This window comes from Streptomyces sp. NBC_00094, from assembly GCF_026343125.1.
GTDB lineage: Bacteria > Actinomycetota > Actinomycetes > Streptomycetales > Streptomycetaceae > Streptomyces.
Map to the genome: position 1 here is coordinate 3972233 of NZ_JAPEMB010000001.1, position 13343 is coordinate 3985575.

Here is a 13343-nt window from a genome sequence, read left to right on the forward strand (position 1 = left end):
TCGGGGAGGCACCATGCACACCGCCGTCACGCCGTTCGCGCTGCGCCCGTGGCGCGAGGGCAAGGGGTACGAGCGGCGGGCCGGATGGCGGGGTGTGTCCACCGAGTTCGGCGAGATCACCGTGGAGGCCCCGCTGCGGCAGACCGTGCCGGAGGTGGTGGTCTCCGAGCTGCGGGGCGGGCTGCTCCCGCCGGTCTCGTACGAGACGCGGGGCATCCACACCGAGACGATCCGGCTGCCGACCCTGAACCGCGCGACCCTCCGCGTCGGCGACGCCCACGTCCACACGACCCGCAACAGGATCGGCGCGACGGCCCGTCAGCGGGCGCTCCGGCTGCGGTACGGCGGCGACCACTACCGGCTGTGGGCGCGGGACCGGCGCTCCTGGACGCTGGAGCGCGCGGCGGACGCCGAGGACCCGGGGGTCACGGTGTCGGTGCGCGGGGCGGGGTGGGGGAGCCGACGGCGGCTCGACGTCACGGTGGCGGGCCGGGCGGCCGCGGCGGACCTGTCCCTGGCGCTGATCTTCGCGGGGGTGGACCGCGCGGCGCTCACCCGGGGCGGGGCGGTCCGCGCGGGCTTCTCCCGGGTCACGCAGCTGTGGGCGGAGGCGCAGGCCTAGGGGGACGTCCGGTAGCCGGATGGTCCGCTGCCGGGTGGTCCGCTGCCGGGTGGTCCGCTGCCGGGTGGTCCCGCCGGGCGGGAGGGGGGACGCTGGAGGTGAGCGCGTCCGGGTGTCGAGGGCGTACCGAATGGAGCGCCTGCCCGGCCGGAAAGGCCGCGTCATGCGCATGCTGCTGAAGGTTCAGATGGACACCGCGTCCTCCAACGAGGCCATCAAGCAGGGCAATCTGCAGAAGATCATGGAGACGGCGATGGAGCAGATCCGCCCCGAGGCGGCCTACTTCGGCGCCGAGGACGGCTGTCGGACCGCCTACATCTTCTTCGACCTGGCCGACCCGTCCCTCATGCCGAAGATCTCGGAGCCCTTCTTCCTCCAACTCGGCGCCAAGATCTCCTACAGGCCGGTCATGAACCGGGAGGACCTGGCCAAGGGCCTCGCCGCGCTCATGACCAGCAGCTGACCTCCGGGAAGCCCGCCTCGCGGCAGCCGACCTCCCGGAAGCTGACCTCCCGGAAGCCGGCCTCCCAGCAGCCTCGCGGCAGCCGGCCTCCCGGAAGCCCCGCTCCCGGCCGCTCAGGGGCGGCGGACGCGCGGCGCCGCCACGCCCAGGACCCGGTCCTTCAGCGCCGGGAACTGTTCCCGGGTCTCCGTCACCTTCGCCGGGTCGAGGACGACCCGCAGGGTCTCCTCGTCCGGGCCGGCCTCCGCGAGGACCTCGCCCCAGGGGTCGACGACGATCGAGTGCCCGGCCTGTTCGACGCCCGCGTGGGTGCCGGCGGTGCCGCAGGCGAGGACGTACGCCTGGTTCTCGACCGCCCGCGCCTGGGCGAGGAGCGTCCAGTGCGCGCGGCGGCGCGCGGGCCAGCCGGCCGGGACGACGAACGCCTGGGCGCCCGCGTCGACGAGGCCGCGGAAGAGCTCGGGGAAGCGCAGGTCGTAGCAGGTGCCGACGCCGAGGGTGAGGTGCGGCAGGTCGACGGTGACCAGGTCCTCCCCGGCGGCCATCAGCACCGCCTCGCCCTTGTCGAAACCGAAGCGGTGGATCTTCCGGTAGGAGGCGGCGAGTTCACCGTCCGGGGAGAGGACGAGCGAGGTGTTGTAGAGGGCGCCGCCCTCCGCCTCGACGAAGGAGCCGGCGTGCAGCCAGACCCCGGCGTCCCGCGCGGCCGCCGCCATCGCCTGGTGCGTCGGTCCGTTCAGCGGCTCGGACTCGGCCGCGAACGACTCGTACGCGAAGGCCCCCATGGGCCACAACTCCGGGAGGACGACCAGGTCGGCGTGGCCGGATTCCTCCCGTACGAGACGTGCCACGCGGGCACGTCGGGCGTCGACCGGTTCGTCCGGGTCTACCGCGATCTGGATCAGCGAGGCGCGCACACTACCACCGTCCTGGCATTCGAGCCGTCAACACCGGCCTACGATCGTCACACGAAAGCACTGCCGGGGTGCCTCCGGGCAGCGTAACTTAGCGTCCGAGCCGCCCACCCAGTCGTGTTTTCAGCCCGCGCACCGAAGAACCGCCGAGGGGTCCCGTGACCGTCCATCCCAGCCTCCAGAACTACGCCGACGCCTGGACCCATTCCATCGAGGCGATAGCCGAGCTGGTGCAGCCGCTCGCGGAGGGCGAATGGAACCGGCCGACCCCGTGCATCGGCTGGTCGGTGCGGGACATCGTCTCCCATGTCATCGGCGTGGAGACGGAGATGCTCGGCGACCCCCGGCCGATCCACTCCCTGCCGCGCGATCTGTACCACGTACGCAGTGACTTCGCCCGCTACATGGAGGTCCAGGTCGATGTGCGGCGGCACCACACCGCGCCGGAGATGACCTCCGAGCTGGAGTACATCCTCATCCGCCGGGCACGGCAGCTCCGCAACGAGAACCGCTCCCCCGAGCACCTGATCCGCGCCCCCCTCGGCGCCGAGCAGACGCTCGAACTGGCCTACCGGCTGCGCGCCTTCGACGTGTGGGTACACGAGCAGGACCTGCGGACCGCGCTGGGTGTGCCGGGCAACCTGGACTCGGCCGGTGCGCACGTCACCCGGGACGTGCTCCTGGCGGCGCTGCCGAAGGTGGTCGCCAAGGACGCCGGGGCGCCCCCGTCCTCGGCGGTGGTGCTCGACGTGACCGGTCCGGTGGAGTTCCTGCGGACGGTACGGGTCGACGCGGAGGGCCGGGGGACGGTCGACGGAGCGCCCTCGCTGGGCCCCGCGGTGACGATCGCGACGGACTGGGAGACGTTCGTCCGGCTCGCCTGCGGCCGCGTCCGGCCGGCGGACGTCGCCGACCGGGTCAAGACGGAGGGCGACGCGGAGCTGGCGCGGGCCATCCTCGACAACTTCGCGGTGACGCCCCGCTAGGGCCTGTCTGACAATTCGCGTCGGATCAGGCCGGGTCGTTCGGTGCGTGCGGTCGGCGTGCGGTCGGGACGTCCTCGTAGCGGGCTACGTGGGCGTTTCGGCCGTGCGTCGAGCGTGCGTGCCGGGCGGGCCGGACCCGGCGGGAATTGTCAGACAGGCCCTAGGGGCGCCCTGACGAACCCGGTGTCCCGGCCGGGCCCGGCGTGATCCGCAGGACCGCGCCCGGCTCTACACCGGTACGTGCACGGCCTCCACGCGGCTCGCGACGAGCCGTTCCCGCTCCCTGCGGTGGGTGCGGGCCTTGAGGCGCAGGATCTGCACGACGCCCAGGGCCTCCAGGACGAAGACGGACGAGAACGCGATCCGGTAGTTGTCCCCGGTCGCGTCGAGCAGCACGCCGACGGCGAGCAGCGTCGTCATCGAGGCGACGAAACCGCCCATGTTGACGATGCCCGAGGCGGTGCCCTGACGCTCCGGCGGATTGGCCGGGCGCGCGAAGTCGAAGCCGATCATCGAGGCCGGTCCGCAGGCCCCGAGGACCAGGCAGAGGGTGATCAGCAGCCACATCGGGGCGTGGTCGCCGGGGTACGCGAGCGTGGCGGCCCACAGCAGGGCGGTGGCCGCGACCGTACCGAGGGCGAGCGGGGCGCGGGCCGTGTGGTGGCGGGCGATGATCTGCCCGTACGCGAGGCCGATGACCATGTTGGAGAGCACGACCAGGGTCAGCAGCTCGCCTGCGGTGCCCCGGGACAGGCCCTGCGCCTCGACGAGGTACGGCAGCCCCCACAGCAGCAGGAACACCATGGCCGGGAACTGCGTCGTGAAGTGGACCCACATGCCGAGCCGGGTGCCGGGCTCCCGCCACGACTCGGCGATCTGGCGGCGGACGAAGGCGGCGCCCGCGTGCCGGGCGGGCTCGGGCTCGTACCCCTCGGGGTGGTCCTTGAGGAAGAGCAGCAGCAGGACGAGGACGACGACGCCCGCGAGCGAGCTGCCGACGAAGGTGGTCGTCCAGCCGAGGCCGTGCAGGGCGCGGGCGATGAAGACGGTCGAGACGAGGTTGCCGGCCATGCCGAAGAGGGCGGCGACCTGGCCGATGAGCGGGCCGCGGCGGGCGGGGAACCAGCGGGTGCCGAGCCGCAGGACGCTGATGAAGGTCATGGCGTCGCCGCAGCCGAGGAGGGCGCGGGAGGCGAGCGCCGTGCCGTAGGTGGGCGAGAGCGCGAAGCCGAGCTGGCCGAGGGTGAAGAGCAGGACCCCGAGGGCCAGGACCTTCTTGGTGCCGAGCCGGTCGACCATGAGGCCGACGGGTATCTGCATGCCCGCGTAGACGAGCAGCTGGAGGATGGAGAAGGTGGAGAGCGCGGAGGCGTTGACGTCGAAGCGGTCGGCGGCGTCGAGGCCGGCGACGCCCAGGGACGTACGGAAGATGACGGCGACGAAGTAGACGGCGACGCCGACGCCCCAGACGAGGGCGGCGCGGCGGCCGCCGGGCGGATCGCCGGGGAGGGTGACGGCGGAGCCGTACCCGTTCCGGCTGCCACGCTCCCTTCGGCCGCCCTTGGCCTTCCGGTTGTCGCGGCTCATCGGTCCTCACCCCTGACCAGGATCTTGACCCAGCTCAGGTGCTGGCGGACGCAGCGGGCCGCGCCCTCCACGTCGCCCTCGCGGATCCGGTCGAGGATCTCGGCGTGCTCGGTGATGTTCTTGGCGATCCGGTCGGGCTGGGACTGCATCACGGCGACGCCCATACGGAGCTGGCGGTCGCGGAGCTGGTCGTAGAGGCGGGCGAGGATCTGGTTGCCGGCGTAGCGGACGATCTCGGCGTGGAAGCAGCGGTCGGTGGCGGCGACCTCGGCGAGGTCCCCGGCCTCCGCGCGCCGCTTCTGCTCCTCCAGGAGCTCTTCGAGCCGCTCGATCAGTCCGGCGGGCGCGGGCACGGCCCGGCGTACGGCGAACTCCTCGACGAGCAGCCGGGTCTCGACGACGTCGGCGATCTCCTGGGCGGAGACGGCGAGGACGAGGGCGCCCTTCTTCGGATAGAGCTTGAGCAGTCCTTCCATCTCCAGCTTGAGCAGGGCCTCTCGGACGGGGGTCCGTGACACCCCCACCGCCAGTGCGAGCTCCCCCTCGGTGAGGAGGGTGCCGCCTTCGTAACGACGGTCGAGCACCGCCTGCTTGACGTGCATGTAGACGCGGTCTGCGGCTGGGGGTGCGGATGCCATGCGCACAGCTTAGATACAACAGAGGTGCAACAGGAGCCACCATCCAGGATGCGGACGGAGGCCGATGCCCTCCGCGGACGGAGGTCGATGCCCTCTACGCAAACATCCGGTGGCGGCAGAAGCCACCACCGGATGTTTCACGTGAAACGGGCGAACCCGCTCGCTCTACCCGGGCGATCAGGCCCAGGTGATGAGCCGCTTCGGCTGCTCCAGGATCGCCGCGATGTCCGCGAGGAACTTCGAGCCGAGCTCACCGTCGACCAGGCGGTGGTCGAAGGAGAGCGCGAGCGTGGTGACCTGGCGCGGCTTCACCTTGCCCTTGTGGACCCACGGCTGGAGCTTGATCGCACCGACCGCGAGGATCGCGGCCTCGCCCGGGTTCAGGATCGGCGTACCGGTGTCGACGCCGAAGACGCCGACGTTGGTGATGGTGAAGGTGCCGCCCTGCATCGCCGCCGGAGTCGTCTTGCCCTCGCGGGCGGTGGCGACCAGCTCGCTGAGGGACTTCGACAGCTCGGGCAGGGCCTGGGCGTGCGCGTCCTTGATGTTCGGCACGATCAGACCGCGCGGGGTGGCCGCGGCGATGCCCAGGTTCACGTACCGCTTGAGCACGATCTCCTGCGCCGCCTCGTCCCAGGCCGCGTTGATGTCCGGGTTGCGCTTGACCGCGACCAGCACGGCCTTGGCGATGAGGAGCAGCGGGTTGACCCGCAGGCCCGCCATGTCCTTGTCGGACTTCAGCTCCTCGACCAGCTTCATCGTCCGCGTGATGTCGAAGGTCACGAACTCGGTGACGTGCGGCGCGGTGAACGCCGAACCCACCATCGCCGCCGCCGTCGCCTTCCGCACACCCTTGATGGGGATACGGGTCTCCCGCGCCTCCGACGACACCTCGGCCGTCGCGGCCGGGGCCGGAGCCTGGACCGGGACCGGCACCTGAGCCGGGGCGGCCACGGGGGCCGGGGCCTCGACGACCGGCGCGGGAGCGGGAGCCGCCGCCGCGTGGACGTCCTCACGGGTGATGATGCCGTCCGGGCCGGTCGGGGTGACCGTCGCCAGGTCGACGCCGAGGTCCTTGGCGAGCTTCCGGACCGGCGGCTTGGCCAGCGGCCGGGCCGCGGCCGGACCGTGGCCGTTGAGCTGCTCCGGTACGGAGACGACGGCGGGAGCCTCGGGAGCGGCCGTCACCGTCGACGACGTCTTGCGCTGGCGGCGCTTGGTGGAGCTCGCGGCCACGCCGTAACCGACGAGGACGGGCTGGCGCCCCTTGGGCTCCTCCTCCTCGGCCACCGGGGCGGCGGGGGCCGCCACCACCGGGGCGGCCTCGGCCACCGGCGCCTCGACGGCGGGCGCGTCTCCGCCGCCCACGTTCACCGAGATGATGACCTGGCCGACGTCGACCGTCGTCCCCTCGGGGAAGTGCAGCGCGTGGACCGTGCCGTCGAACGGGATCGGCAGCTCGACGGCGGCCTTGGCCGTCTCGACCTCGATCACGACCTGGCCGTCGGTGACGGTGTCACCGGGCTGGACGTACCACTTGAGGATCTCGGCCTCGGTGAGGCCCTCGCCCACATCGGGCATCTTGAATTCGCGGATCGTCACGGTGCTCTCCTCAGTACGCCAGCGAGCGGTCGACGGCGTCGAGCACGCGGTCCAGGCCCGGCAGGTACTCCTCCTCCAGGCGCGCCGGCGGGTACGGCGCGTGGTAGCCGCCGACCCGCAGGACGGGGGCCTCCAGGTGGTAGAAGCAGCGCTCGGTGATCCGGGCGGCGATCTCGGCGCCGGAGCCGAAGAACACCGGCGCCTCGTGGACGACGACCAGGCGGCGGGTCTTCTCGACCGAGGCCTGAATGGTGTCGAAGTCGAGCGGGGAGATCGAGCGGAGGTCCACGACCTCGATCGACTTGCCCTCCTCGGCGGCGGCCTCGGCCACCTCCAGGCAGGTCTTCACCATCGGGCCGTAGGCCAGCAGGGTGAGGTCCGTGCCCTCGCGGGCGACCCGGGCCTTGTGCAGCTCGCCGGGGATGGCCTCGGTGTCGACCTCGCCCTTGTCCCAGTAGCGGCGCTTGGGCTCGAAGAAGATGACCGGGTCATCGCTCTGGATCGCCTGCTGGAGCATCCAGTAGGCGTCGGAGGAGTTCGCCGGGGTGACGACCTTGAGGCCCGCGACGTGCGCGAAGAGCGACTCGGGGGACTCGGAGTGGTGCTCGACGGCACCGATGCCGCCGCCGTACGGGATGCGGATGACGACCGGCATCTTCACGGCGCCGAGCGAACGGGCCCGGATCTTCGCCAGCTGGGTGACGATCTGGTCGTACGCCGGGAAGACGAAACCGTCGAACTGGATCTCCACGACCGGCCGGTAGCCGCGCAGCGCGAGGCCGATCGCGGTGCCGACGATGCCGGACTCGGCGAGCGGGGTGTCGATGACACGGTCCTCGCCGAAGTCCTTCTGCAGACCTTCGGTGATCCGGAAGACACCGCCGAGCTTGCCGACGTCCAGGCCCATGATGAGGACCTTGGGGTCGGTCTCCAGCGCCTTGCGCAGCGACTCGTTGAGCGCCTTCGCGAGGGGAAGCTTCTGAACAGCCATGATTACTCGGCCTCTCCGTTCGCGAAGGACGCCTGGTAGGCGGCGAACTCCGCGCGCTCCTCGTCGACGAGCGCGTGCCCGTCCGCGTACACGTTGTCGAAGATCGCCATGTGCTCCGGGACGGGCATGGCGCGCACGACCTCGCGGACCTGCTTGCCGAGGGCCTCGCTCTCCGCCTCCAGCTCCTCGAAGAAGGCCGCGTCGGCGTGGCCCTCGTTCTCCATGTACGTCTTGAGGCGCTGGATCGGGTCCTTCGCCTCCCAGGCCTCGCGCTCCTCGTCCCGGCGGTACTTCGTCGGGTCGTCGGAGGTGGTGTGGGCGGCCATGCGGTAGGTGAACGCCTCGATGAGCGTCGGGCCCTCGCCGCGGCGGGCGCGCTCGAGCGCCCAGCGGGTGACCGCCAGGCAGGCGAGGACGTCGTTGCCGTCGACGCGGACGCCGGGGAAGCCGAAGCCGGCGGCACGCTGGTAGAGCGGGACGCGGCTCTGCTTCTCGGTGGGCTCGGAAATGGCCCACTGGTTGTTCTGGCAGAAGAACACGACCGGGGCGTTGTAGACCGCGGAGAACACGAACGCCTCGTTCACGTCGCCCTGGCTGGAGGCGCCGTCACCGAAGTACGCGAGCACGGCGGAATCCGCGCCGTCCTTGGCGATACCCATGGCATAGCCCGTGGCGTGCAGGGTCTGCGAGCCGAGGACGATCGTGTACAGGTGGAAATTGTTGGTGCTGGGATCCCAGCCACCGTGGTTCACACCGCGGAACATTCCCAGCAGGTTCGTGGGGTCGACCCCGCGCACCCAGGCGACACCGTGCTCGCGGTAGGTGGGGAAGACGTAGTCGTCGTCCCGCAGGGCGCGGCCCGAACCGATCTGCGCGGCTTCCTGGCCGAGCAGCGAGGCCCACAGGCCCAGCTCGCCCTGGCGCTGGAGGGACGTCGCCTCGGCGTCGAAACGACGGGTGAGGACCATGTCGCGGTAGAGACCGCGCAGTTCCTCGGCGCTGAGGTCGATGTCGTAGTCGGGGTGCTGGACGCGCTCTCCCTCGGGCGTCAGCAGCTGGACGAGCTCGGGCTCGGTCACGTTCGCCTCCGCGCGCGTGCTCGTCTTCTTGGTGGTGCTCGTGCGCGCGCTTGCGGTGCGCTTGGCGCCGCTGCTGCGCGTCGTCTTGCGCGCGGCAGTGCTTTCCACGGTCACGTGCGTGCTCCTCCGTCGGTCCGGCCACCGGGTTCGCCGATAAGCCAGTGCGGCTCTCCGCCTTATCCGTACCCTTCGCACGGGGTGGGTGCGACGCGGCCGGGGTCGGGCGTGACAGGTATCCCGGCGAGCGCCCTGTCTTAGGCACGTTACCCACAGCGCAGCAATCCCGCGAAACACCACTTGACCTGCGATTTTGCTTGGATTTCCAAGTAAATCGAGAAAAGCGGGAACAGCGGCTGGTCAACGCGTCGGCAGCGGCCAGACGGGCCGCCGGAACACCCGGCACGTTATCCCGCGCACCCCGGGCGCGGGAAGAGCCAATATGTGAGACTGACTGGGTGCGCGAAGAGGGAAAAATCCGGGTATTTCTGCTGGACGACCATGAAGTCGTCCGGCGCGGCGTCCACGAGCTGCTCTCCGTGGAAGACGACATCGAGGTGGTCGGAGAGGCCGGGACGGCGGCGGATGCGCTGGTCAGGATCCCTGCGACCCGTCCGGACGTCGCCGTGCTCGACGTCCGGCTGCCGGACGGCAGCGGTGTGGAGGTGTGCCGAGAGATCCGTTCGCAGGACGAGGACATCAAATGTCTGATGCTCACGTCGTACGCCGACGACGAGGCGCTCTTCGACGCGATCATGGCCGGGGCCTCGGGATACGTCCTCAAGGCCATCCGGGGCAACGAACTGCTGAACGCGGTGCGTGACGTGGCGGCCGGCAAGTCGCTGCTCGACCCGGTGGCGACGGCCCGCGTCCTGGAGCGGCTGCGCGACGGCAACAACCCGAAGGGTGACGACAAGCTCTCCCACCTGACCGACCAGGAGCGCAGGATCCTGGACCTGATCGGCGAGGGCCTGACCAACCGGGTCATCGGCGAGCGGCTCCACCTTGCGGAGAAGACCATCAAGAACTACGTCTCCAGCCTGCTGTCGAAGCTGGGCATGGAGCGGCGCTCGCAGGCCGCGGCGTACGTGGCGAGGCTCCAGGCCGAGCGTCGCTGAGGCCCTCCCGGCCCCGGCCCGGCCCGTGCCTCACCCGTATGGACCAGCCCGGGGCCGACGGCCCGGATTCGGGACCTACGTCCCCGAGAAACCGGGGCAGGGGGCTCTTTTCCGGCACACCGCCGGTGGCGGAGAGTGGTAGCCATGTCCACCGAGGAGATCCGCGCCATCGAACTGCTCGGCCGTGTGTCGTACGGCCGGGTGGCGACGAGCATGCGAGCGATGCCGTTCGTCGCCCCCGCCCGGCACATCGTGACCGAGGGACGTGTCCTGATCCGGATGCACCGAGGTCTCGGCTACCACCGCGCGTGCAACGGCAGCGTCGTCGCGTACGGCGCGGACAACTTCAACTCCGGCTCGCAGAGGATCTGGTCCGTGCAGTTCACCGGCACCGCCGAGATCGTCGAGCCGACGGAGGAGCAGCTCACCGCGTTCGGGCCCGAGCCCCGGTCCGTCGACGACGAGCCGTTCGAACCGGTCTACCTGCGGATCGAACCGCAGTTCGTGACGGTCCACGAGCTCGACTACGCGGCCGGGCACTCCGTCGGCCACTCCGCCGGGCTCCATTCCGTGGAGCGCCACCTCCACCACGTAGCGTGATCTAACATCTGCGGAGTGCCGCGCTCATCTGTAACCCTCGCTCCGCCCGTCGGCGTCCTCCTTCGCCGCTACGCGTCCGCGGGCGAGCCCCTCTCCTGCGTACCCGTGGCCCAGGGCCTGCTGAACCGCGGCTACCGCCTCTCCACCACGCGCGGCGCCTACTTCCTCAAGCAGCACATCGACGCCCCCACCGCCGACCGCGCCACGATCGTCCGCCAGCACCGCGCGACCCAGCGCCTGCAGGCCCTCGGCCTGCCCGTGGCCCCGCCGCTCGCCGACAGCCGGGGCCGTACGGTCGCGGTCGTCGACGGCCTCTGCTACGCCCTGCACCCCTGGATCGACGGCCGCCACCGGGACGGCGCCCAGCTCTCCACCGGCGGCTCCCGGCGCCTCGGCGCCCTCCTGGGGCACGTCCACACCTGCCTGGAGCGGGTCATGGAGTCCCCGCCGCCCGGCGACGACCACCGGAGCGCCCGCCCCGAGGACACCTTCCGCGCCATCGAGGAGCTGATCCGCCTCGCCCGCGCGCACCGCCCCCACGACAGCTTCGACGCGCTCGCCGAGCACCGGCTCAGGGAGCGGCGCCGACTGCTCGCCCAGCACGCCCACCACAGGCCGCCGCCTGCCGCCACGTCCGGCTGGGTGCACGGCGACTTCCACCCGCTGAACCTGCTGTACCGGGGCGCGGAGCCCGCCGCGATCGTCGACTGGGACCGGCTCGGGGTCCGGCCCAGGGCCGAGGAGGCGGTCAGGGCGGCCGCCATCTTCTTCGTACGGCCGGGGGGTGAGCTGGCCCTGGAGAAGGTACGGGCGTACGCGTGCGCGTACCGGCGGGCGACGGGCGCCGACGGCGCCGAGCTGGCCGCGGCGGCGCACCGGGTCTGGTGGGAGCGGCTCAACGACTTCTGGACGCTGCGCTGGCGCTACCAGCTGCACGACCGAAGGGCCGACCCGCAGTTTCCCGCGGTGTCGGCCCTGGCGGTCTGGTGGACCCGTGAGTACGACGCCGTGCGTGACGCCTTCGCCGGCTGAGCGGGCGAGCCTGCGAGCAGGCGGGCAGCGGGCGAGCCGGCAAGCAGGCAGCAAGCGGACGAGCGGGCGCGAACGACGTCCGGCGGGTCAGCCGGTCGCGGTGGCGCCGCCCGTCGGCGGGTCGTCCGGGTTTCCGTCGTCGCCGGTGGGGTCGCCCGTCGGGTCGACCGGCGGAGCCGTCGTCGTCGGGTCCGTCGGCGGCGGGGTCGTCGACTCGGTCGGCGGCGGAGTCGTCGTCGGCTCGGTCGTCGGCGGCTCCGTCGTCGGCGGAGTCGTCGTCGGGGGCTCCGTCGACGGCTCGTACGACGGCGGATTCCACGGCTGCTGCGTGGCGCCTCCGGTCGACGTGTCCGGGTCCCGGGTCTGCTCCTCGGTGGTGGGCTCCTCCGAGGGGGTGGGCTCCTCGGAGGCCGTCGACGGCGAGGTGCTGACGGTCGCCGGCGGGGTCACCTTGCCGCCGTTCTTCTCGCCCGCCTTGTCGATGGCGTACACGACACCCGCGACGACCGCGATCAGCGCGAGCGCCACGAAGAGGACCAGCTTGCCGCGGCCGCCCCTGCCGCCGCCGTTCGCGCCGTACGCCACGTCCTGGCCGTAGCCGCCCGTGCCGCCGCCGTATGCGCCGACGCCCCCGTCGTCCGGGTTCATCTGCGGAAGGATCCGGCCCTGCGCGGTCTCCCCGTGCATCGGGTGACCCATCGCGGTCGTCGCGGCCATGCCGCCGACCGGCGTGTGCCCGACGTCGTGCATGTCGACAGGCCCGGTGTTCCACGTGCCGGTGTGCCCGCCCTGCTGCTGCAGCATCTGCAGGCCGTACTGGATGAGCCCGCGCATCTCCTCGGCGCTCTGGAACCGGTCGTCCGGGTCCTTCGCGAGGGAACGCATCACCAGGCCGTCGAGCTCCGGCGGAACACCGGGAGTCACCTCGGACGGCGGGATCGGCGCGTCCTGCACGTGCTGGTACACGACGGAGAGCGGGGTCTCGCCGGTGAAGGGGGGCCGCAGCGCGAGCAGTTCGTAGAGCAGGCAGCCCGTCGCGTACAGGTCGGAGCGGTGGTCGACGGCCTTGCCGAGCGCCTGCTCCGGGGAGAGGTACTGCGGGGTGCCCATGACCATGCCGGTCTGGGTCATCGTCGACTGCGCGCCGTGCAGGGCACGGGCGATGCCGAAGTCCATGACCTTCACGGCCCCGCCGTGGGTGATGATGACGTTCGCCGGCTTGATGTCACGGTGCACGATGCCGTGCTGGTGTGAGTAGGCCAGGGCCTCCAGGACACCGGAGACGATGATGAGCGCCTGCTCGGGACCCGGCGCGTCGGCGCTGATCAGCAGGTCACGGATGGTGCGGCCCTCGACCAGCTCCATCACGATGTACGGCACGGGCCGGCCGGCCACGAGGTCCTCGCCGGAGTCGTACACGGCGACGATCGCGTGGTGGTTGAGCCCGGCGACCGACTGCGCCTCACGCGTGAAGCGGGCCTTGGAGACCGGGTCCTCGGCGAGATCGGCGCGGAGGAGCTTCACCGCGACCGTACGTCCGAGGCGCACGTCCTCGGCGGCGAACACCTCGGCCATGCCGCCGCGCCCCAGACGGTGCGTCAGCCGGTATCGTCCATCGCCTACGACGCCACCGACGCCCCACGACTCCGCGGCCGCGTCCGGCACACCACCACCTGCTCCGGAATCGGGTGCCATCAGTCCTCGCCGTCGTCTG

Annotated in this window: 13 protein-coding genes; 6 read left to right on the top strand and 7 right to left on the bottom strand. The window is 71.6% G+C overall.

The genetic code is table 11. The annotated features are described in order from the left end of the window. The first annotated feature begins 13 nt into the window (after positions 1-13). Together OG580_RS17425 and OG580_RS17430 are read left to right on the top strand one after the other, a co-directional pair. Positions 14-622: a hypothetical protein gene (locus tag OG580_RS17425; RefSeq protein ID WP_267044604.1), complete on the top strand. Its 609-nt coding sequence runs from the start codon at positions 14-16 to the stop codon at positions 620-622. Between the two features lie 163 nt (positions 623-785). After that, positions 786-1085 carry a hypothetical protein gene (locus tag OG580_RS17430; protein ID WP_267044605.1) on the top strand — a complete coding sequence of 100 codons (300 nt, stop codon included), beginning with the start codon at positions 786-788 and terminating at the stop codon, positions 1083-1085. 113 nt (positions 1086-1198) lie between these two features. Here OG580_RS17430 and OG580_RS17435 read toward each other — a convergent pair whose 3' ends face one another. After that, positions 1199-2002 (bottom strand): carbon-nitrogen family hydrolase, encoded by an 804-nt coding sequence (locus OG580_RS17435; RefSeq protein WP_267044606.1) that lies wholly within the window; start codon positions 2000-2002, stop codon positions 1199-1201. Between the two features lie 155 nt (positions 2003-2157). On the opposite strand from OG580_RS17435, the gene OG580_RS17440 reads away from it, so the two are divergent. Beyond that, a complete protein-coding gene (locus OG580_RS17440) occupies positions 2158-2985 on the top strand; it encodes a maleylpyruvate isomerase family mycothiol-dependent enzyme (protein ID WP_267044607.1) in 828 nt (275 codons plus the stop codon). Between the two features lie 228 nt (positions 2986-3213). Here the strand turns inward: OG580_RS17440 and OG580_RS17445 are convergent, their stop codons facing one another. The 5 genes from OG580_RS17445 to pdhA form a co-directional block, all read right to left on the bottom strand. Next, on the bottom strand, positions 3214-4572 hold the full coding sequence (locus tag OG580_RS17445; protein ID WP_267044608.1) for a nitrate/nitrite transporter: 1359 nt from the start codon (positions 4570-4572) through the stop codon (positions 3214-3216). Next, entirely contained in the window at positions 4569-5210 is a 642-nt protein-coding gene (locus OG580_RS17450) for a GntR family transcriptional regulator (protein ID WP_267044609.1), read from the bottom strand. Before OG580_RS17450 ends, OG580_RS17445 begins: the two co-directional genes overlap by 4 nt. Positions 5211-5387: 177 nt before the next feature. Further along, positions 5388-6791 carry a dihydrolipoamide acetyltransferase family protein gene (locus OG580_RS17455; RefSeq protein ID WP_267048036.1) on the bottom strand — a complete coding sequence of 468 codons (1404 nt, stop codon included), beginning with the start codon at positions 6789-6791 and terminating at the stop codon, positions 5388-5390. A gap of 31 nt (positions 6792-6822) precedes the next feature. Continuing rightward, positions 6823-7803, bottom strand: coding sequence for an alpha-ketoacid dehydrogenase subunit beta (locus OG580_RS17460; RefSeq protein ID WP_267044610.1), 981 nt, complete (start codon positions 7801-7803; stop codon positions 6823-6825). A 2-nt stretch (positions 7804-7805) separates the two neighbouring features. Further along, positions 7806-8996, bottom strand: coding sequence for a pyruvate dehydrogenase (acetyl-transferring) E1 component subunit alpha (gene pdhA, locus OG580_RS17465; RefSeq protein WP_267044611.1), 1191 nt, complete (start codon positions 8994-8996; stop codon positions 7806-7808). A 341-nt stretch (positions 8997-9337) separates the two neighbouring features. Between pdhA and OG580_RS17470 the strand changes: the two genes are divergently transcribed. The 3 genes from OG580_RS17470 to OG580_RS17480 all read left to right on the top strand — a co-directional run bounded on the left by OG580_RS17470 (position 9338) and on the right by OG580_RS17480 (position 11629). Beyond that, entirely contained in the window at positions 9338-9997 is a 660-nt protein-coding gene (locus tag OG580_RS17470) for a response regulator transcription factor (RefSeq protein WP_267044612.1), read from the top strand. Positions 9998-10141: 144 nt separating this feature from the next. Further along, complete coding sequence (locus tag OG580_RS17475; RefSeq protein WP_267044613.1) at positions 10142-10597, top strand: pyridoxamine 5'-phosphate oxidase family protein; 456 nt, start codon at positions 10142-10144, stop codon at positions 10595-10597. Between the two features lie 15 nt (positions 10598-10612). Continuing rightward, positions 10613-11629, top strand: a complete 1017-nt coding sequence (locus OG580_RS17480; RefSeq protein ID WP_267044614.1) for a phosphotransferase — start codon at positions 10613-10615, stop codon at positions 11627-11629. Positions 11630-11716: 87 nt separating this feature from the next. Here the strand turns inward: OG580_RS17480 and OG580_RS17485 are convergent, their stop codons facing one another. Continuing rightward, complete coding sequence (locus OG580_RS17485; RefSeq protein WP_267044615.1) at positions 11717-13324, bottom strand: protein kinase; 1608 nt, start codon at positions 13322-13324, stop codon at positions 11717-11719. Between the last annotated feature and the right edge of the window lie 19 nt (positions 13325-13343).